General features: G+C 45.3%; 14 protein-coding genes. 9 read left to right on the top strand and 5 right to left on the bottom strand.

Annotated features, from left to right (window positions below; all coding sequences use genetic code 11):
* Positions 1–246: 246 nt before the first annotated feature.
* The 4 genes from AAEO56_RS13320 to AAEO56_RS13305 form a co-directional block, all read right to left on the bottom strand.
* Positions 247–1,581: an SWIM zinc finger family protein gene (locus tag AAEO56_RS13320; protein ID WP_341697564.1), complete on the bottom strand. Its 1,335-nt coding sequence runs from the start codon at positions 1,579–1,581 to the stop codon at positions 247–249.
* A gap of 2 nt (positions 1,582–1,583) precedes the next feature.
* Positions 1,584–4,571, bottom strand: coding sequence for a DUF6493 family protein (locus AAEO56_RS13315; protein WP_341697563.1), 2,988 nt, complete (start codon positions 4,569–4,571; stop codon positions 1,584–1,586).
* Between the two features lie 148 nt (positions 4,572–4,719).
* Positions 4,720–5,451 carry a Fic family protein gene (locus tag AAEO56_RS13310; protein ID WP_341697562.1) on the bottom strand — a complete coding sequence of 244 codons (732 nt, stop codon included), beginning with the start codon at positions 5,449–5,451 and terminating at the stop codon, positions 4,720–4,722.
* A 111-nt stretch (positions 5,452–5,562) separates the two neighbouring features.
* Positions 5,563–6,783, bottom strand: a complete 1,221-nt coding sequence (locus tag AAEO56_RS13305) for a hypothetical protein (RefSeq protein ID WP_341697561.1) — start codon at positions 6,781–6,783, stop codon at positions 5,563–5,565.
* A gap of 136 nt (positions 6,784–6,919) precedes the next feature.
* On the opposite strand from AAEO56_RS13305, the gene mce reads away from it, so the two are divergent.
* From mce to AAEO56_RS13285, 4 genes are all read left to right on the top strand, one after another.
* Entirely contained in the window at positions 6,920–7,321 is a 402-nt protein-coding gene (mce, locus tag AAEO56_RS13300) for a methylmalonyl-CoA epimerase (RefSeq protein WP_341697560.1), read from the top strand.
* Between the two features lie 113 nt (positions 7,322–7,434).
* On the top strand, positions 7,435–7,827 hold the full coding sequence (gene rbfA / locus AAEO56_RS13295; RefSeq protein ID WP_341697559.1) for a 30S ribosome-binding factor RbfA: 393 nt from the start codon (positions 7,435–7,437) through the stop codon (positions 7,825–7,827).
* Between the two features lies 1 nt (position 7,828).
* A complete protein-coding gene (locus AAEO56_RS13290) occupies positions 7,829–9,034 on the top strand; it encodes an ABC transporter permease (protein WP_341697558.1) in 1,206 nt (401 codons plus the stop codon).
* 168 nt (positions 9,035–9,202) lie between these two features.
* Positions 9,203–10,627, top strand: a complete 1,425-nt coding sequence (locus tag AAEO56_RS13285) for an MATE family efflux transporter (RefSeq protein ID WP_341697557.1) — start codon at positions 9,203–9,205, stop codon at positions 10,625–10,627.
* Between the two features lie 94 nt (positions 10,628–10,721).
* On the opposite strand, the gene dusB is transcribed toward AAEO56_RS13285, so the two are convergent.
* A complete protein-coding gene (dusB, locus tag AAEO56_RS13280) occupies positions 10,722–11,735 on the bottom strand; it encodes a tRNA dihydrouridine synthase DusB (protein ID WP_341697556.1) in 1,014 nt (337 codons plus the stop codon).
* Positions 11,736–12,009: 274 nt separating this feature from the next.
* Between dusB and AAEO56_RS13275 the strand changes: the two genes are divergently transcribed.
* The 5 genes from AAEO56_RS13275 to lepA all read left to right on the top strand — a co-directional run bounded on the left by AAEO56_RS13275 (position 12,010) and on the right by lepA (position 21,185).
* Complete coding sequence (locus AAEO56_RS13275) at positions 12,010–14,031, top strand: T9SS type A sorting domain-containing protein (protein ID WP_341697555.1); 2,022 nt, start codon at positions 12,010–12,012, stop codon at positions 14,029–14,031.
* A gap of 7 nt (positions 14,032–14,038) precedes the next feature.
* Positions 14,039–14,248: a hypothetical protein gene (locus tag AAEO56_RS13270; RefSeq protein WP_341697554.1), complete on the top strand. Its 210-nt coding sequence runs from the start codon at positions 14,039–14,041 to the stop codon at positions 14,246–14,248.
* Positions 14,249–14,576: 328 nt separating this feature from the next.
* Entirely contained in the window at positions 14,577–18,638 is a 4,062-nt protein-coding gene (locus tag AAEO56_RS13265; protein ID WP_341697553.1) for a T9SS type A sorting domain-containing protein, read from the top strand.
* Between the two features lie 8 nt (positions 18,639–18,646).
* The gene (locus AAEO56_RS13260; protein ID WP_341697552.1) at positions 18,647–18,865 is read left to right on the top strand and encodes a hypothetical protein; all 219 of its coding nucleotides are present in this window, start codon (positions 18,647–18,649) and stop codon (positions 18,863–18,865) included.
* 523 nt (positions 18,866–19,388) lie between these two features.
* Positions 19,389–21,185 carry a translation elongation factor 4 gene (gene lepA, locus AAEO56_RS13255; RefSeq protein ID WP_341697551.1) on the top strand — a complete coding sequence of 599 codons (1,797 nt, stop codon included), beginning with the start codon at positions 19,389–19,391 and terminating at the stop codon, positions 21,183–21,185.
* Positions 21,186–21,390: the final 205 nt, after the last annotated feature.

The raw sequence follows: 21,390 nt of genomic DNA, 5'->3' as shown, positions 1-21,390 counted from the left end.
TGTCGGTATCGCAAGCGCTTAAAATCGAAAAGCACATTAAAGCTATGAAAAGCAAAAAATACATTCAAAATCTCAAAGTTTATCCCGAAATTATCGATAACCTGAAACAAAAATATAAATGAGCACCCGACTCTCCCGAAAGCTTTCGGGACAGGTGGTCCCTGGTTCGAGCCCAGGTGGGACCACTCGTTTTACAAAGCCTTCACCGCAATGTGAGGGCTTTTGTTTTCAAGCCATCTTATTAAACTAAGCAATCATCATCTTCACAGCCAAAATATGCTTACACAACCCGCGCTTGTCCTGATGCTTTGTAAACCAGTCACAGGTACATTTTGATAGTTCGTTTTGAATGATCACGGTATGCTTCACACCAGTCCCTTCCACTCTTGCTTCAATATTGCCGGGTTCTTTGCTGGTAAAGACCACTCCATTTTCATCGATTAGCTTTTTCGCGTTTTTCAATCGTGGATTGAGCGACAGGATACGTTCTGCCCTGAAAGGCAGGCGGCGGTAATAATGCTGGTGGTTGTGCAGGTCGTAGCCCAGCAACCCCATGGATGACAGTGAGGCCGTGAGGCTATCCATCGTGTCGAACGCAACGTCATGTTCAACAGATAACATCGTTGGGTCAAATTGCTCGTTGGACTTCAACAGGCTGTCCATAGCACGCACCCATGCTTCGGGTACTTCGCTTGCCATACTTTCAAGCACATTGCCTTCACCCGAAAAGCCCCTGTAATTATCGGGAGATAAAGCGAGGGTGAACCTCATTTTCCCCAGGCCTGCCACTATTGCGACACTTTCCCCATCCTTTGACTGGTAAATGGACATGGTTTGAAAATACGTAGAAATTCCGTCCAGCAGGCGCAAACGGGCAACACCTCCAAAACGTACGGCATCCTTACTTTCAACCGGCGACCACATAAACTTATTGGCACGTTGTGTCAAATAAAATTCTCCCTTCGCAGTACCCTTGGGAATGCTTTGGAACAGCTGAATGATCTGTATCCTGTTCAGTGTGAATTTTTCTTCCATATCAGCCAGGTACAGCTGCACGCTCGTAAACCCCTTGATCCATCGTGCCGGAAGCGTTACCTTTTTTTCTGTTACGGTCCCTTTTTCGGTGCTTACGGTCACATTTTTACTCCCTACGCCCAGTATCATTTTTTCTTCTTTTTTAACCGCATTGAGGGCATTCAGCATGGGCTCATTAAAATCTACATTGGTTGTCCCGCTGGCAATAAACTCCCCGTCAATAGCATCTTCCAGCAGATCCAGTCGGGCATAAACGCCATTGCAGGATGAAAACCCTTCAAACCGGAGCTGGCCTGTCCCTGCCGAAACGATAGGGTCCAGCATCCGCGGCGGTATGGGGGTAAATGATGAGCGGACCACTTTAGACAGCGTCAGCAAACACCTCGAGGTTAAATAAGGTTCCGTAAGGTTTCCCCAGAAAAAGCAGGGAATGTGGTTATCTTCCACAATTTCCGACTGGTGGGACAGCACCAATTGATTGATGCCGCCCGTACTTGTCAGTGAGGATTGACCCCTGTATTCGATGTCCAGATCTGTCAAATCCATTATTATTTCTTTATCTTGTTGATGATCGGCTGCAATAATTTCAGTCCTTCCAGTTCATTTAAAGCTATTTCTACCTGCGGCGATATTGGCCGGGCCAGCTTATGTTTCAGGTCGTAATACAGTTCCAGTACCTTTTTGACATTCCCGGGCATGTTATCAGACAGCCTTATTTCCGGCAATATGGATTCCAGTAGTTTGAACAATGCATCGTTGTGCTTTTGCGACACGTCTTTAATCGATTCAAATACATTGAGCATCCTGTTGGCCGGTGCATAATGCCTGTTGATCAGCATACCCAGTTTTGACCCCATGTCGTCGACCGGCAGGCGGTTTTCCTCTATGCTGCGTATCATTACTTCGCCTGCCATGATCCTTGCTTCTTTGCTCTTGTTAAAGACAGAGGTTGCCAGGTAAATAACCGAACCCGGATCAAGCCTGTAAAAACTGTTCAGCATGTGCTTAAGCAATATAGGGGTTTGCCTGTAGTCAAATTCTTCATCCCTATTGTATATTGAAGCGAGGAGCAACGCTAAAGCCTCGGTATTCTGCGGCATCAGATTGTACATAAACGTCACATCGGAACCATCGATATACCAGGCCTTCTTTTCCTCCCGTGTATACATGTCTTTCCCGTAAAAGAAGGTATAAGGCACATAAGGCCGCTTCGGGAAAGGAATGTCGAGGACATCGCTCAGGTATTCCGTTTTTTCATAATCCCCTAATGTAACATTATATTTTCCACGGTATTTGCCTTTGGTTTGAAGTCCGGGCCTGTAAGGTTCTGCCATAAAAGGGACATCGCCAAACGATGCTGAAAACTCATGAAAAACAGCGTTCGGTCGGTGCGTACGTGCCACCAATGCCCACAAGCCGGCCCATTCGGGGTCTTTCTGCTGCGGTATGGTCGTCGTGTTCCCTAACGCGAAACTTAGCAGCTCCCTGAGAGCAACATCCTGTATTTCCGGCAGTTTTTTTGTGACCTCTTCCGTATTTTCCCTTGGCATCCTGCTGAGTGCGACCGCCAGATCAGTGAGGTTGATCTTTTGGGATACTTTTTCATATGCAATGACCCGTTCGGCCAATGCCACCGGGTCTACCCAAAAAGGCTGGTGTGTAGGTGCGCTGAGAAAAGGCAGGGACACTTTGTCGCAAATCCTTTGCTGTGCCAGTATAACCAGGTCAGAGCAGGTATGGATGTTGTATGTGGCGCTGTCGTTATACCGTTCATATTTATATACCCTGTCTTCGTTTTTGAGGAAGGGAATAAATTCTTTGGAAAAATTACGATGCCAGGATTCCGATTTGTATTTATCCAGCTGCGCAATGTAAGGTGCTAATTGTTCTTTATAATCCGGCGGGAAAAGGCCTCTTTTGCATACCCAGCTTTGCAGCAAAATTTCCAGGTCAACAGTGTCGTCTGACTTTACTGTTTTCCCCATGTGAAAAAGGATGTCGTTCCATGTTTCAGGATAGGCAATTTTTTCACCGAGCTTTTTAACCGTAATGGGATTGAAAATATATTCTTCGGTATCATCAGCGCTAACCGCCGATCCTTCACCCGATGCATCCTGACTCATTAACGTTTTCAGTTCGTTGGCCACTTTCCCCAGCATCTGCGAAGCATACATCGCCAGTTTTTCGCCAACTTCAGCATCTTTTCCGTGCTTAATCAAAAAAGCGGCAGCCCTTTCCTGCAACTGCAGGTCCGGGATCATGAATACATCGGCGACGAGGCCGCATATCCTGTCTTTCAGTTCCGTTTTCTTCGCGATCGCAGCATCCAGCTGGATAAGCAGCGCTTTAACGCCTCCCTTCATTTCGGCACGCATGAAAACAGGCTCTGCCCAATTGAGGAATTCCCCAAGGTCAAGGTCCTTTTCGGCGAAATAAGGCTTAAGCGAATCGATGGCGAAATTAACAATAGAACTTTGTTCCGAATGCAGCAGGGGAAGGAACAGTGCCTGGTGCTTTATCACCATCTCTTTTTCCAGTCCGGCCCTTAACAGCACTTTCCTTAAATAAGCCTTCAGGTGGTTGTGCCAGTTCTTTGTCTGCACTTCCAGCACACGGGTAAGCAGGAATTCTTTTTCTATTTTTCCTTCTTCGAGCAAACGCCAAAAAGCAACGTCCCAAAAAACGGTAAGGTCTTTAGGCCAGGCAGCGGCCGCATCACTCCCCTTGTAAATCCAGGTAGTATGAAGGCTTGTTTCGTATTCGAAGAGCAAAGGAAGGTCGCGCGTATAGGCCACTTTATCATTACATATATAATCCAGCCCGTCTGAATAGATGCTGAGATATAGCGCGAACAATTCAGGATCATGGCTCACATGCCCCCATTCTTCGAGTTTTCTCAGGTTGTTATAATGAAAATAGATACTCCTGCCATTTCGTTGCCATTGCCGAAAAAACTGTAAAAGGTATTCGCCTATCCATGACGGTTTTGCCCAATCCAGTACTTTTTTGATTTTATCGAGTTTGTGATAGGAGCGTAAAGCATCTGCCAGCTTGTCCCAGTTACGCGTATCCGAAAGATCGAAAACAGCAAATGCAACACAGGAGGCAACTTCATTTTCGTCGGTCCCCAGCCAACGTGAGTAGGTCTTTATTTCTTTTTTAAGCAAATCCTTATGTGTCTTTGCATATTTTTCAAGAAAAGGTATGATGCCCTCATAATTAATTTCATCTATCAGGGCTTTCAATTCCCGTGCAAGGTTTTCTTTAATTTCTTTTGCAGAAACCTGTACAACAGATTTAGGCCTGGCCGCGACTGTCTCATTCACCGTCCCGTTTTCCGAATATCCTTTTTTGGTCTTTTCTTTAACCAGCTTTTCAGCATCGGCAAGGCAGGCTTCATCGGTATCAAAATCTTTTGTTTTCGCCTGTCCCGAAGTCCCGCTCCGTCCGAAGGTTACCGTATGCGAATTTCCCGTTACTTCTATCTGCCAGAATTTGTCAGATGTATCATCAGTATATTGTAAGTGCTTGATCATATATAGTTATTAATTGGCGACTAAATGTAGCTAAAAAAACCAAATTGATAAACTTTAAATTGTAAACTAAAAAATGAACAAAGCGTTATTTTGAGCGAAGTTTACGTAGTGATCAAACCTTATATTTATTGTGAATGTCTTGTTTTGACTACTCAATAGTCCTGATAATCCTTTCCATGGTATCCAGGATGTTTTGGGCTATAAATTCGAGAAAGGGCTGTTTATTATGTTCCGTTTGTGCGGCTTCAAGTGTGCCATAATATTTCAACCGGCTTTCTGAATCACCCTTTAATATCGCTATTGGAAACCCGTACTGAAGCAATATCAAATTCATCAATAGCCGTGCAGTGCGACCATTTCCATCAATGAACGGGTGTATGGTTACCAAACGTTCGTGCATTTCGGCTGCAAGCTCTACCGGATGTATTTTATGTTTATTTTCTTCATACCATAAAAAAAGGCTTTCCATTTCCTTTTGAATAAGATATGGCTGTGGCGGAACATGCCTTGCTCCACTTATAAGCACCTGTACTGTCCTGTATCTCCCGGCATTGTTATTATCGATACCCTGTAATATCAGCTTATGTATATCAAGCAAAACGCGCTCACTGATCGCTTCTTTTTGCCTTGCAATGTCTTTTATATATTCTATTGCAAAAGTGTGATTAATAGCTTCTAAATGCTCGTTGAGGCTTTTACCCCCTATTGTTAATCCCTTCTCTATAACAAGAGCGGTTTCCTGAAGTGTCAGTGTATTGCCTTCAATTTTATTGCTCTCGTAGGTATATTCTATATCAAACGCCTTAGCAACCTTTTCGCTTTGCTTATTTCTTAATCCGTTAAGTTTTTCTTTGAGGCTGTCTAAATAATTGTATACCATTGCACAGTATTTATAGATACCAAATTTACACAATAATTAAACAAAAACAGCAGTAACATTCGCTACTGCTGCTTTCAGGAAAACCTCCCGTAACTAACCCAAATACAAAATTTAATTATGGTTGTAGGTCCAGTGGGTCGACTCGCCGCTGCTCAGCGTACCGGTCTTCGTCTGGACAACCGTATTGTTGTTCATTACTTTTATAGTATAATTCGATGATGTGCTGCCGCTGCCGCAATCGCCATAATAGTCTACCCAAAAGGTGTACTGCCCTGCCGGGCCATTATCAAAGAAAATATTCTCAGAATCGCAGGCATTACCGCAGGCACAATCGATATCAATAGTACCCCCCTGTGCGGTCTCATTACCATAATAGATTAGTGAGCCGTTCGGGGTCTGCACATACAGGTCGAGGTCTACGTTACCGGCGTTGCTAAACTGCAGGTTGAACCTTGGGTTGCCGTTTTCGCCTTGCAGTCCGCCGTCTTCAGTACAGGCAGGGCCGTCTTTTTCAAGGCATATCGGGGTTGTAAACCCGCCGTCAGGGGTTGTAAAAGTGCCGCTGCCGGTCGTGCCGTCACTCCACACTACGGTGTAGTCATATTCGGTATTCTCGTCCAGTACAAACTTGATTACGGCACAGCTTGTAGTCGTTTCATATTGGCCGTTAAGCATTAAAAGCGTGATGTCGTTGCAATAGATCTGTGACACTTTATCCTCCATATTAAAACGCAATTGATTGGTGGAATAATAATAATTGGAACATGGGCCTTCCTGCTGGTAATACTGGTTAAGGCCGCTGAAAGTCTGGCCATTTACAGTTACCGATGCAAGGCACCACGGCAGTTGGTGCGTAAATGTAACTGCCGATTTTGTCAGCGCAGGCCATCCGCCATCGGTCACTAAATTCGGATTTGCAGCGTTACCGCCTACCGTTATTTGCGATCCGTTAGGGTTAGTGCCGCTAAGGTATAATGTACGTGTTTCCACGTCAATTGTCCCGGTAATGTTCTCTACGCTGGAAAACACACCATTGGCTTCGCTGACAGTAATATTGTAATTGTCGCCGTCCTTAACCGATGATCCCTGCATGCTGCCTGTCAGTAAGTTTAACCTGGTGTCGCCGTCATCATCAATGGTTACATACCCTTCCAGCTGGGAAATGGCACCGTTATTATTAAGTGTACCGGTAAAAATCCCTGAGAACTCAAATTCGGTCAGGGGCTTGTTCGATCCACCCCCCGAAGAGTCGTCCTTGCTACAGGCTACAACTATGAGCAGGCATACAAAGGCCAGCGCCGATAATTTTTTTAATGTTTTTGTTGGTTTCATTTTTGTAGATGTTTAATTATTATTGGGTTATAAGCAAATGTATTTTTTAAAGAAAGGCGAAAAAATACCTAATAAGGGGTATTTTCTTACCTCCGGCAACACGTGCATTTTTTAAGAATATTGAATATATTTGGGCATGAGAAAAATAGAGCACATCGGCATAGCGGTAAAAGACCTTGCGGCATCTAACCTGCTTTTTGAAAAACTATTCGGCGCACCGGCCTACAAAGAGGAAGAAGTGGCCAGCGAAGGCGTAAAGACCTCCTTTTTCATGAACGGCCCCAACAAGATCGAACTGCTGGAAGCCACTACACCTGACAGCCCCATTGCCAAATTCCTTGAAAAGAAAGGCGAAGGCATACACCATATCGCTTTTGACGTGGAAGACATTAATGCCGAAATAGCCCGGCTGAAAGCAGAAGGGTTTACCGTACTGAACGAAACGCCAAAGCGCGGCGCCGACAATAAACTCGTGGCTTTCCTGCACCCTAAAGGTACCAACGGCGTATTGGTAGAATTGTGCCAGGAAATCGGTTAATGATTCAATTCGACAATGTACCAACGTAACAATTACCCCATTAACCACACTAAGAAAATTGCTACATTGACAAATTGCTACATTGACACATTAATAATTGCTACATTTGCACTATGGAAACGAACAGGCAAAAAAAGATAGGAGCACTCCTTCAGAACGATTTAGTTGATATTTTACAGGGTGAGATACGGAAAAACGGCATTTCTAACCTTATTATTTCGATATCCCAGGTACATGTAACAAGCGACTTATCGATTGCTAAAGTTTACCTGAGCGTATTCCCTTCAGAAAGAGGGGGCGAAATACTCGAAGCCGTAAAATCGAATGCTCCGCTCATCAAGCACGACCTTTCGCAGCGCGTCAGGCTACAGTTGCGCAAAGTGCCGAACCTTGTATTTTACCTGGACGATACCCTTGACCAGATGGAGATCATTGACCGCGAACTCGGCGGCGCCAATAACCCGCTTACCAACCCGGAACTGTTAGACAAACGCAAGAAATCTTAATTTGGGATTCCCGTTTTACATAGCACGGCGTTATACCATAAGCCGCAGCAAGAGCACTGCCGTAAACATCATTACCGCAATTGCCGCTGTAGCCATACTGGCAAGCACCGCCGCGCTGTTTATTATTCTTTCGGCATTTAGCGGGCTCAAGGATTTCAGCCTTTCGTTTACCGATACTACCGACCCTGATCTTAAGCTATCGCCAATCGGTGGAAAAACCTTCATTATATCCCCGCAACAGGAACAACAGCTGAAAGCACTTAAAGGTGTGGCTATTTACAGCAAAGTAGCCGAAGAGCGTGTGCTTTTTTATTTTGACGGTAAAGAGCAGGTAGCCGTACTGAAGGGCACCGACAGTCTTTTCACGCAGGTGAACCCTATGAAGACCAAGCTTGTTGGGGGACAGTGGCCCATTACAGAAACCTCACAGGTAGTGGTAGGTGCAGATATATTTACCAAATTATCACTAGGACTATTTGACTACAACCGTGTGCTTGAAGTATATGTGCCAAAACCCGGAAAAGGCCCAATTCAAACCCCGGAAGATGCTTTTAATAAAGGAGGCCTCAACGTTGTAGGAGTATATTCTGTTAATGACGATGTGAACGGCAGGTATGTTTTCTGTAACCTTGATACCGCTCAAAAACTGTTGGACTTCCCGTCAAACAAACTTACCTCTATTGAGTTTAAGCTCGCACCCGGAGCAGCCGAGGATGATGTGAGGCAGCAGCTTCAAACCATCTTTAGCAACAAGATAATCATTAAGAACAGGGCGCAGCTTAACGACTCGCTCTATAAAATGCTCAATGCAGAAAACCTGGTAACCTACCTTTTCTGCTCGCTGGTCGTAGTACTTACGCTGTTCTGCCTTGCCGGTGCACTGATCATGTTGATACTCGACAAAAAAGAGAACATCAAAACCCTTTACAGCCTGGGTACTGAAGTAAGCAGCCTGCGCAAAATATTTTTATACCAGGGTATCTTTATCACTGTACTTGGCATATTCTTCGGGCTTTTGATCGCATCAGGAGTAATATTGCTGCAACAGCATTTTTCACTGTTCATGATCACTGCAGACATGGCGTATCCTGTTACGTTCAACTTCCAAAATCTATTTGTAGTGCTTGCTACCATCCTCACACTGGGCGTATTGGCCTCGTGGATAGCGGCTGCCAGGGTAAACAAAAAGCTGCTCGAAAATTCTTGAGTTTTAGCATTTTCATAAAATTTTCCTTTTATATTTGTGCTTTATTCAAAACATATGATAGTGTTTGCTGTCCGCACCCGCTAACAAGGACACCTCTTCCCGGCAGATCATAATGGCATTTATTCCTAATGCCGCTACCCTATTATTAATTTTATCACATACAATATCATGACACAAAAAGGAAATTCCTCTGGTGCCCTGTCACGCTTTTTTACATTATTAAAACAATCCCTCAACGGAGAAAACATAGACTTTACGCAAGGCAGCATTCGCCGTGCCGTACTATTGCTTGCCATACCCATGATGCTCGAAATGGCCATGGAATCAGTGTTCGCACTCGTTGACCTTTATTTCGTCGGACATCTTGAGAACAGCAGTTTTGCCGTACAGACGGTTGGGTTAACCGAATCGGTACTGACTATTATTTACTCCATTGCCATCGGGATGAGCATGGCAGCAACAGCCGTCGTAGCGCGCCGCATTGGCGAAAAAGATCCGGTAGCAGCAGCCAAAGCCGGTATGCAGGCCATAGTTGTGGCCGTAGCCGTTAATGTGGTCATTGCCATACTCGGGTTTATTTATGCCACCGACATACTGGTGCTCATGGGTTCGTCACGGGAGTCGGCAGTGTTTGGCACCGACTTTATCCGTATCATGATGGGCGGCAGCTTTGTCATTATGCTGCTATTCCTTTTCAATGGTATCTTCCGTGGGGCGGGTAATGCCGCTATTGCCATGAAGAGCCTTTGGATAGCCAATATTGCCAACATCATCCTCTGCCCGATATTCATTAACGGGTTTGGCCCGATACCTGCCTTCGGACTTACAGGTGCAGCGATAGCAACAACAATAGGCCGTAGTACAGGGGTGCTTTACCAATTATACAACCTGTTCAACGGCAAAGGTATGCTGAAGGTGGTTGCCTCCTACTTCATCCCTGATATGGAACAGATAAAAGCGCTTGTAAAAGTAGCCGCACCGGGCATATTGCAATTCGTCATAGGGTCGTGCAGCTGGATGTTCCTGGCACAGTTGGTAGCCACTACGGGCGGGGACGAAGGCTCGGCGGGCTATCAGAGCGCACTCCGTATCATGATGTTCTTTATGCTCCCGGCGTGGGGAATGAGCGGGGCTGCGGCTACACTGGTAGGCCAAAATCTAGGCGCCAAACAGCCGGAACGGGCAGAGCAGTCGGTTATTGTAACGGCAAAATTCAACATGGCTTATATGGGGGCCATTATGGCGATCACACTTTTGGCGGCTGAACCCATGATGTCGTTCTTTACCAAAAACCCGCACGTACACGAGATCGCCGTGAAAGCCATACGGATATTGAGCGCGGGTTATGTATTCTATGGCCTGGGAATGGTGCTGCTCAATGTCTTCAATGGTTCCGGCGATACCAAAACCCCTACGTGGGTCAACTTTTTTGGATTTTGGATGTTGCAGATACCACTTGCCTATGTGCTTGCCAAAGGATTAGACATGGGTCCTACAGGGGTATTTTGGGCTATCCCCATTGCAGAGACTGCCATGACGATAGCCAGCTTTATCCTGTTCAAAAGGGGAAGATGGAAGAAAGTGGAGGTGTAGTGAGCCCCCTAATCCCCGAAGGTGGAACTAGAGCTATAAATAAAATGGGGTTATCTTTTTAAGACAACCCCATTTTCTATGTTATAAATTTGAATTACATCCTGATGGGAATTCCCCCTTTGGGGGTTAGGGGGCCGAATTTCTCCCGCACCTCATCCAGTACGGCATATACATCGGCAGCATCGTCGTGGGTAACCATGCGCTGTCGGTATTCCTTAAAGTTAGGAATGCCCTTAAAGTAATTGGTGTAATGCCTGCGGGTTTCAAATACACCTACACGCTCGCCTTTCCATTCTATGGCCCATTTTAAATGATTTGTTGCGGCCTCTACCCTGTCTTCGAGTGTAGGCGCAGCAAGGTGCTCGCCCGTTTCCATAAAATGCTTTATCTCATTGAATATCCACGGGTAGCCAATAGCGGCACGGCCTATCATAATACCATCGATGCCGTAACGGTTCTTATATTCTAAGGCCTTTTCGGGGCTGTCGATGTCGCCGTTGCCAAAAATGGGTATCTGTATGCGCGGGTTGTTCTTAACGCGGGCAATATGGCTCCAGTCAGCTTCGCCTTTATACATCTGTGCACGGGTGCGACCGTGTATGCTTAATGCTTTTATCCCTACATCCTGAAGGCGTTCGGCCACCTCATCTATATTGATGGAATTTTCGTCCCATCCCAGACGGGTTTTTACAGTAACCGGAAGGTGCGTACTGTTTACCACGGCTTTTGTGAGGCGCACCATCAGGTCGATGTCTTTTAGTACACCTGCTCCGGCGCCTTTGCATACTACTTTTTTAACAGGGCACCCAAAGTTGATATCCACAATATCCGGATTTACAGCCTCTACAATTCGTGCCGATAATGCCATCGCCTCTTCATCGCCCCCGAATATCTGTATGCCGACAGGGCGCTCATAATCGAATATATCAAGTTTCTGTCTGCTTTTCATCGCATCGCGAATGAGCCCCTCGGACGAGATGAACTCACTGAACATAAGGTCTGCGCCATGGGTTTTGCACAGCCTGCGGAAAGGCGGGTCGCTTACATCTTCCATTGGCGCAAGCAATAGTGGGAAGTCAGGGAGTTCTATGTTACCGATTTTAACCATCTTCTTCATTTTGTGCAAAATTACATCTTTTTAGCTGAACAGTATATTATACAATTTCAGTGTGTTTTAATAATGAACAATTCTGTAGTATAATATTAGTTAAACCGCATTAACATAATATTTTTCACAATTTTTCAGGCAAATACCCGTGTTTTAATATCGAATTAACAACGCAAGAGCAATAATTAACGATTGATAAGGAGATTTATTTTTTTTAAACAACTTCATTTGCAGTTACTATTTAAATAATAGCAATCACTTTATAACTTACTATATGATCCGAATCTTTACGCTTAAAAAACAATTTGTGGTTTTTATCCTGCTTATGGGAAGCCTTTATGGCAATGCCCAATCCGTATGGACAGGAGCTGTGAACACCAATTGGAATACACCGGGGAACTGGACGCCAATGGCGGCACCAACACAGGCAACTAATGTGGTTATTCCAGGAAACGCTGCACGTTACCCCGAAATAATGGGCTTTGACGGTATTGCTGACTGTGCCAATCTTACAATAAATCAGGGCGCTACTGTGCTCGTAAATAATAACGGCAACGGAAAATTGCGCGTTTACGGCGGTATCTCCAATAGCGGTATACTGGATATTACAGATGGTAGCCTTATCATGGCCGGCAATACGCCGCAGACTATTCCTTCCAGTACATTTTTAAATAATACGATACGTAACCTTACGATTTACCATACAGGGGCATTAGGGTCTACAACCCTGGGAGGGACACTTAATCTTACAGGGGTACTTAAACTGAGTGGCGGCCCGTTTTACACAGGCGGTTTCCTTACACTGAAAAGCACTGCTTCGTCGACCGCATTGGTAGATAAAGTAGAGGGCCTAATGGCAGCTATCATTGGAGAGGTGACTGTTGAACGCTACATTCCCGCAAAAAGAGCTTTCAGGCTCATCACACCATCGACAACCGGTGGCACGATAAACAGCAACTGGCAGGAAGGCGGGTCCGAAGCAGCAGGTTTCGGAACCGATATTACCGGCACAGGCGGAAGCACGAACGGCTTTGACCCTACAACTACCAACAACGCTTCGCTATTTACCCATACTAGTTCTACTGCTACGTGGGCGGCTGTAACAAGCACTACCACCGGTACGCTTACAGCCGGCAAACCATACAGGCTGCTGGTACGCGGAGACAGGACTATTAACCTTGGGTCGAATACTGCACCGGCTACAGCAACTACACTCCGCACTACAGGCACACTATCTACAGGAAATGTGATCTTTACCGATCTCGGTATGGATGCGGGAGATTTTAGCATGATAGGCAACCCTTACCAGGCAACTGTTGATATGGGTGCTGTACTGGCTGATGCCAATAACCTGAACACCGACTTTTATTATGTATGGGATCCAACGCTGAACGCAAGGGGTGGCTATACAACAGTGGTTATTGCGACCAACTCGAACACAACGCCAGGCTCCCAGGCGAACAGGTACCTGCAGCCCAACCAGGCCGTATTTGTTCAGACCGCAGCATCGTTCTTACCCACATATATAACATTTACCGAGGCACATAAATTTGTTTTTTCGAATGCAACGCCAAATTTATACAACGAAGCTGCCGATGCTGCCGAAGCACAGATAAAACTTGCTATGTACAATGCCGATACCACCGACGGTGTGGCAATGGATGGATTGTTGGTACGTTTCAATGATGCTTACAGCAATGATGTGAATAATAAAGATGCGGTTAAGCCAACCAACCAGGATGAAGGCGTAGGACTAATGAATTCAGGGAAAATACTCAGCGTGGAAAGCAGGCAGATTCCAACAGCGGCCGATGTAATCCCATTGGCAAATACAACTTACAGAGGGACCTCTTACACTTATAAAGTAACTGTAAGCGAACTTGATAATGTTGCCGCCTACCTACAGGACAGCTATACCGAAACAAGTACCGAACTGGCAAATAATGGCGAAACACTATACAACTTTACTGTTGACCCTGCCGTTGAAGCCAGTACGGCGCAAAACCGTTTTAACCTTGTCTTTGCTGAAACACTTGGCACTAGTGAACTTAAAGGGACCGCATTCAGCGTATATCCTAATCCTGCTTCAGGAAATGAATTTACCGTACAGCTTTCCTCTGCTAATAATCCTTCTGTAACTGTATACAACCAGCTGGGACAGCAGGTAGCCTGCAAAACAAATGCATATGGCAATATACTTACCGTGACGCCAACTGCCCAAATGGGAACAGGGATTTATATGGTACAGGTAGAAAATGGAGGAAAAACCGCTGTGAAAAAATTAATCGTAAAATAAACTTGCTATGAAAAAGATATTATCTGCAAAAACGTGGCTATATGCCGCACTATTATATGTATGTTTTGCTGTACCGGCGTGGTCGCAAACAGGATTTGATGACGACGTAGAGGATGAACCCGCAGAGGCGCCTATAAATCAGCTGCTGATAATCGGCTTTATCGGTGGTTCGATATTAGCTTATCAGGTAATCCGTAAAAAGAAGCACTCAATTTAGAAACAATAGACTCCGTATAAAAGCCCGCATACTTTTCAGTATGCGGGCTTTTTGCGTTTGTACCATAGCGTCGTCGATGCCGGTCAGAATTCGATTGTTAAATTTTATAAAGATATTAACAGTTAAGACGTTTTGGAGGATTTAAACATAGTACTAACAACTTGATTTCTAAAAATTATAAATTATAGACAGCTTAAAATCAATCTTTTATATCTATAATAAGAAAAATCAATCACGTCATAAATATTTAATTGAGGATGATAATTCACAACATTTTGTTAAAATTATCTTTGTAACCGAACATAAAACCCCATTTAATATTCAATTTATGATTACCAAATTACTTTTAAAAAGCCCAATAATCGCGATGCTGCTGCTTGTAGCTTCAGGATTGTCGGCGCAAACGGTCACTTCCATTTCACCCTCTTCGTTTACAGAAAGAATGACCATTACAATTAACGGTACCGGATTCGTTTCCGGCCAAATGTCCGTAAGGTTCTACACAGGATCTGATTTTTCGACCGGCTCTGCTGCCTACGTTCCCGGCACATCAGTTACTTTTGTAAGCGCTACATCCCTTACAGTTGTAGTTCCAGCAGTCCTTGCTGCAGACCAGGGCGTTACAACCAAATATCTTCGTGTGGTAAAGTCAGGCCCTCCTGTAGCATATAGCCCTGAAGCATCATATAGCTACGCATCCCCGGCTTCTACCAGCAGTGCTTCTTATGTAAACCAGATCATTACCAACTATAATGGCGCCTGGAATACAGGTTCCGGCGGCACCTACCCCACCAGTACTGTTCAGCCGGATACCCAGCACTCCCTTGCTGCTTTCAGGTACGGCGGTGTTTTATACAGCACCGGGAATAACGCTGCCGGAGATACTTCGCTCATGAATGCGTTGTCAACATCGGGTTACACCAGCGGCCTCGGGTCTTCTGCAGGCCAGTATACCCAGGCAAACTGGAGGGCGCTGCCTATCAACAACCTGACGGGTAATATTACTTCAGGCTCATCTCAATATATTGTATTAGGATCTCTTATAGACGGGAGTGCAACAACTTCGGTATATACCGCACCATCTGTAGTAGGACTGGGCTGCCGCGACGTACTTATTGACGGCACACGCGGCCTTGGACTTGGCACAGGATTTACCAACTTTCCTGCCACAAATGTGCTTACTTTCCAGGCAAGCAACATCGTACAGTATACACCGGGAGATGAAAAACCCGATATCCTTGTGACCCAGGTGGCGGACCCCGACGGAGGATCCTATTCCCTTTATTATTTTACTGACAGTGCAGGCAACATCGTGGGCAAGCCTGTAAGGGTAACAACATCCAGCGTTACTAAGGTAGGCACCTATAAAAGCGATTTTTTTACGCTGAATAACACAACTTTGAATGCTGCTGTTGTTAATGGCACCGGAAATCCAGGCGGCCCTACGCGTGATATCAGGCTTGTTGCCTATAAACTGTCTGATTTTGGCATTACCGAAGACAACAAGGCCGGAGTTACAAAATTTATAGTAATGCCAAGCGGCGCTGATGACATGGCATTTATGGCCTATAACAGGGACAGTTTCCAGATACCGGCCCCGGAGATCACGACACAACCTGTAAGCCAGGCGGTATGCCCGAACGGGAGTGCTACATTTACAGTTTCGGTCGCTGTTACAGGATCAGGAACAGAACAGCCTACCTACCAATGGGAACGCAATGGTATAGCCCTTACCAATACCGGAAATTACAGCGGCGTTACTACGGCTACCCTTACCGTTTCGCCTGTAGCTACAGGGAATTATGGCATTTACCGTTGTGTTGTAACCAACAGTGCAGGAGCGGCTTTCAGTAACAGTGCCTACCTGAACTCAGTGTTTCTTACCTATACTGCAAGCGCCGCAACATGCCAGAATGTTGCAACCACACTTACCGCATCTGCCGAAGGAAATGTGCCCCAGTACCAATGGTACCTCACTGCAAACGATGGCACCTCAACTTCTACGTCGGGCGCTACTGCAATTTCGGGTGCAACAGGTGTTACCTACCAGCCGCCGGTAACAGCGGCGGGCACAAAAAACTATCTGGTGAGGGCCTACCCTAACGGATATTCATGTGCACCGGCAACATCGGCAATAATCCCTGTAACCGTTACAGCATCTTCAAATGCGGGTACGGTATCAGAAAATCAGACCTTGTGCTCGGGCAGTACAGCGAGTATAAGCATAAGCGGATATACCGGAACAATACAATGGGAATCTTCTCCCAATAATACAGCGTGGACTGAAATAAGCGGCGCTACTGCAGCCACTTATACAACCCCGGCGCTAACAACGACAACCTATTACAGGGCGAAAGTGACGAATGGGATATGCAGCACAGCAACAAGCACGGTAATAGTTATAACCGTTACCACTACAAATGTATGGACTGGCGCTGTAAGCACTATGTGGAATACCCCCGGCAACTGGGCCTGCGGTATCGTACCTACCCTGGTGCTGAACGCACGCATACCTGTTGTAGCATCCAATCGCTACCCAATAATAGCCGGTACCGACGGACTGGCAGACTGCCTTAACCTGACCATTGACAATGGCGCGAGTGTAACCATGAATAATAATAGTGCAGGTACAATCCGTATTGCAGGATCGCTGAGCAACAGTGGTAAATTTGATGCACAGGACGGTACTGTATTATTTATAGGGACAACAGGAGCACAAACTGTTTCCGGCAATTCGTTCTTCAACAATTATGTCAGGAACCTTACTATCAATAATGCTTCGGGAGTTACGTTAACGGATGCGCTTAACCTTACCGGAATACTGAACCCGGTTGCAGGACAGTTCGTTACAGGGAACAATCTTACACTGAAAAGCAATGCTGTAACTACCGCTATGGTAGCTCCGGTAACAGGAAGCGTCAGCGGTACAATGACCATTGAGCGTTACATACCGGCACGCAGGGCATTCAGGCTGATAAGCTCCCCTGTAAATGGCGGGTCTATACGCGCCAACTGGCAGGAAAACGGCGCAGAAATCGTTGGATGGGGTACCGATATTACCGGCGCTAACCCTGGCGCAAACGGATTTGACGCATCGGGCAGCAACAACCCTTCGCTATTCACTTTTGATAATTCAGGGGGCACTTCATGGAATGCAGTTACAAGCACACTTACAAACAACCTGATTGCAGGGCAGCCAATGCGTATGCTGATAAGGGGCGACAGGACCATCAACCAGGCACTGAATGCTTCTGCTCCCACGAATACGACACTCAGGTCTACAGGGACTATAAAAACAGGCGATGTGACGGTTACAAGCCTTAGCCAGGAAGCAGGAAAATACAGTTTTGTGGGCAACCCGTACCAGGCGCCTGTAGATATGAGCGCGGTAATGGCCGGCTCGACCAACCTTAATACCGGATTCTATTACTTTTGGGATCCTACACTTGGCGGGACACCAACAGTAGGCCAGCCTGGTGGAAGGGGTGCCTATGTGACGGTACTTTTACCAAACGGCATCAATACTTCGGGATCAGCGGCTACAAAATACATACAGGCAAACCAGGCATTCTTTGTGCAAACGCTAACCAGTGGGTCAGCCTCCTTAACCTTTAAGGAAAGCTACAAATCGCTGCTTACCAATGTTACACCGCATGTTTACGGTATAGATGAGAGCAATGACACAAGGATAATGCTCAAAATGTATGACCAGGCATCATTCGGCCAGAACGATACACCATCTGACGGGCTTATTATCGACTTTGGTTCAGACTATTCTAATGACATAGACGCTATGGACGCCCCGAAGATGGGCAACCAGGATGAAAACGTAGCAATACTTGAAGGCACAGACCGATACAGTGTAGTGCGCAGGGCCAACCCGGTACTTACTGATGTTATCCGCCTGTTCAACAACCAGTACAGGAAAACGGCCTATAAATACGCTATAGATGTTACCGGGATGGCGAATGGACTGACAGCTTACCTGCATGACAAGCTTAATGATACGATGACTGAACTGGAGAATGAAGGACAGACCTTATACAATTTTAATATTGACGACACGAACCCTCTAAGCATAGCAGAAAACCGATTTGATATTGTTTTCCAGGCAACCGTGCTGGGCAATAATAATTTTGATTCGGCTTCATTTAAAGTATACCCTAACCCTTCAACAGGCGGTGCATTTTTCATAGAGATGCCTTCAACAGCAGAAAAGACAACTGTGGCCCTGTATAATATCGTTAGGCAGGAGGTAGGCGCATCCGTAAGCACAGAATCAGGCAATGTTGTAAAGGTTATTCCTGTAACTGTTTTGAGCGAAGGTGTTTATACACTAACGATAAACAATGGCCAAAAAACGGTGACAAAAAAATTAATTATAAAATAAAAAGTGCTATGAACAATTCAATTATAAAAAATACATATAAATCCCTGTTACTGTTTTTCTTCTTTATGATGCCTTTGCTTGCAACAGCCCAGGAATTTGATGAGGGTGATGGCGGTGGCGACGATGTAAATGACGAAGCGCCTATAGACGGTTATGTTTCCATAGCGCTGGTTACAGGATGTGTATTGGGATATCTCATGATAAAACGTGAGGCAAAACTTTCATAAAAAGATTTAGCATCCAATAGTAAACAAAACGGGGCCATAAAGTCCCCGTTTTGTATTATAGACAGGTATATATCTAGTTATTTATTAAATATTTTTATTCAATAAATATATAATATCACTAGCTAAAACGCGTATTCTTAAGGATAACTCAAATTCTACAACGTTGTAGTGTTAAATTGAAAAGAATCATCATAATTTTAACATTTGTGCAATGATCAGATTTCAAATAAATTTGTTCTTTTGCTTAATAGTTTAAGAAATATTTTATGCTATCTATAACTGTCTCCTGGTTGATAGCAGCAGCAATATTCCGTAAAATACAAAGCTATTTAAAACAGTGCATAAAGCCCCCTTTATGCACTGTTTCTTTTTTAAACAAAATCGTTTTTTGCATTGCGTAATTATCCCTTTGCAACTCGCTAACTTTGTCTATATTTGCCGATTAAACGCTACCTTTACAGGTAAGCGCCGTTATCCTCCTTATTTTGGGGCGAAATACATAGAAAATTGATAATTGACGAAGATGAAGCATATAAGGAATTTTTGCATTATTGCACATATTGACCACGGAAAGAGTACCCTTGCCGACCGCCTGCTTGATGCCACACAAACCGTTACAAAACGCGAATCGCAGGCACAATTGCTGGACAACATGGACCTGGAACGCGAACGCGGCATTACCATAAAAAGTCATGCAATACAGATGGAGTACACCTATAAAGGAGAGGAATATATCCTGAACCTTATTGATACTCCCGGCCACGTGGATTTCTCCTACGAGGTTTCCCGTTCCATTGCCGCTTGCGAAGGAGCCCTGCTTATCGTGGATGCGGCCCAGAGCATACAGGCACAAACTATCTCCAACCTGTACCTGGCACTGGAGAACGACCTTGAGATAATCCCTATACTAAATAAGATTGACCTTCCGAGCGCGAATCCTGAAGAGGTAAGCGACGATATTGTAGACCTGCTAGGCTGCAAGCTGGAAGACATTATCCCGGCCAGCGGCAAAACCGGCTTGGGTGTGGAAGAGATACTTGCTGCCATCATTGAGCGCATACCGGCCCCAAAAGGTAATCCGGATGAGCCATTGCAGGCACTGATATTTGACTCGGTATATAATCCGTTCCGTGGGATCGAGGTTATATTCAGGGTTATAAATGGTAAGATAACCAAGGGGCAGAAGATAAAATTCATGGCCACCGGCAACGAATATTTTGCAGATGAAGTAGGCACCCTGAAACTGAACCAGGTGCCCAAGACCAGTATTGGTGCGGGCGATGTGGGTTACCTTATATCGGGTATAAAAGAAGCCAAAGAGGTAAAAGTTGGTGATACACTTACCGATGCCAAAAACCCAACCCAGAATATGGTGAGCGGTTTCGAGGACGTAAAACCAATGGTTTTTGCCGGTATTTACCCGGTAGACACCGAAGATTATGAGGAGCTGCGCAACTCTATGGAGAAGCTCCAACTGAACGATGCCTCACTGGTATTTGTACCGGAAAGCTCGGCGGCACTTGGCTTTGGATTCCGATGCGGGTTCCTGGGAATGCTCCACATGGAGATCATACAGGAACGCCTGGAACGCGAGTTTAACATGACGGTGATCACTACGGTGCCCAACGTATCTTACCTGGCCTATACTAAAAAAGACCCTACTACCCCACTGATCGTAAACAACCCGAGCGACCTTCCGGAACCGTCAAGGCTGGACCACGTGGAGGAACCCTATATCAAAGCGACTATTATTACAAAGTCGGATTTCGTGGGGAACGTAATGAGCCTTTGTATCGAAAAGCGTGGTATCATTACCAACCAGACGTACCTGACCACAGAGCGTGTGGAGCTGAACTTCGACATGCCGCTGGCAGAGATCGTATTTGACTTCTATGACAGGCTGAAAACGGTATCTAAAGGCTATGCGTCGTTTGACTACTCCCCTATCGGTATGCGTACGTCGAACCTTGTAAAAGTAGACATACTATTAAACGCCCAGATCGTGGATGCACTGTCGGCGCTTATCCATGCGGATAATGCTTACAACATCGGCAAGAAAATGTGCGAAAAACTAAAGGAACTTATCCCAAGGCAGCAGTTTGATATCCCTATCCAGGCAGCCATCGGTGTGAAAGTAATTTCTCGCGAGACCATAAAAGCCCTGCGTAAAGACGTTACTGCCAAGTGTTATGGCGGGGATATTTCGCGTAAGCGTAAACTTCTCGAAAAGCAGAAGAAAGGTAAGAAACGTATGCGCCAGGTGGGCAACGTAGAGATACCGCAGGAGGCCTTTATGGCGGTGTTGAAACTGAATGACTAAGTTTTCCTCTGTATTGAGAATTGAGATATTAGAATTGAGGCCCGTAGCAGCGATGTTACGGGTTTTTTAATAAAATCAATCTTGCTGCAATACTATAAGAAATGTCATAGCCATTAAGCTACAGCATCAAACGATGTAGTAATTTTCAGCATTAGTAATGTTAAATTGGCAAGGTTTATGTTACAGAAAAAACTATACATTTGCA

The sequence above is a fragment of the Flavobacterium arundinis genome (assembly GCF_038289855.1).
Classification (GTDB): domain Bacteria; phylum Bacteroidota; class Bacteroidia; order Flavobacteriales; family Flavobacteriaceae; genus Flavobacterium; species Flavobacterium arundinis.
This window is presented reverse-complemented; position numbering and strand designations above follow the sequence as displayed.

Bases quoted from the DNA above. Each gene is read 5' to 3' on its own strand.
- AAEO56_RS13320 (WP_341697564.1), bottom strand. From the start codon at position 1,581: ATGGATTTGACAGATCTGGACATCGAATACAGGGGTCAATCCTCACTG.
- AAEO56_RS13315 (WP_341697563.1), bottom strand. From the start codon at position 4,571: ATGATCAAGCACTTACAATATACTGATGATACATCTGACAAATTCTGG.
- AAEO56_RS13310 (WP_341697562.1), bottom strand. From the start codon at position 5,451: ATGGTATACAATTATTTAGACAGCCTCAAAGAAAAACTTAACGGATTA.
- AAEO56_RS13305 (WP_341697561.1), bottom strand. From the start codon at position 6,783: ATGAAACCAACAAAAACATTAAAAAAATTATCGGCGCTGGCCTTTGTA.
- mce (WP_341697560.1), top strand. From the start codon at position 6,920: ATGAGAAAAATAGAGCACATCGGCATAGCGGTAAAAGACCTTGCGGCA.
- rbfA (WP_341697559.1), top strand. From the start codon at position 7,435: ATGGAAACGAACAGGCAAAAAAAGATAGGAGCACTCCTTCAGAACGAT.
- AAEO56_RS13285 (WP_341697557.1), top strand. From the start codon at position 9,203: ATGACACAAAAAGGAAATTCCTCTGGTGCCCTGTCACGCTTTTTTACA.
- dusB (WP_341697556.1), bottom strand. From the start codon at position 11,735: ATGGTTAAAATCGGTAACATAGAACTCCCTGACTTCCCACTATTGCTT.
- AAEO56_RS13275 (WP_341697555.1), top strand. From the start codon at position 12,010: ATGATCCGAATCTTTACGCTTAAAAAACAATTTGTGGTTTTTATCCTG.
- AAEO56_RS13270 (WP_341697554.1), top strand. From the start codon at position 14,039: ATGAAAAAGATATTATCTGCAAAAACGTGGCTATATGCCGCACTATTA.
- AAEO56_RS13265 (WP_341697553.1), top strand. From the start codon at position 14,577: ATGATTACCAAATTACTTTTAAAAAGCCCAATAATCGCGATGCTGCTG.
- AAEO56_RS13260 (WP_341697552.1), top strand. From the start codon at position 18,647: ATGAACAATTCAATTATAAAAAATACATATAAATCCCTGTTACTGTTT.
- lepA (WP_341697551.1), top strand. From the start codon at position 19,389: ATGAAGCATATAAGGAATTTTTGCATTATTGCACATATTGACCACGGA.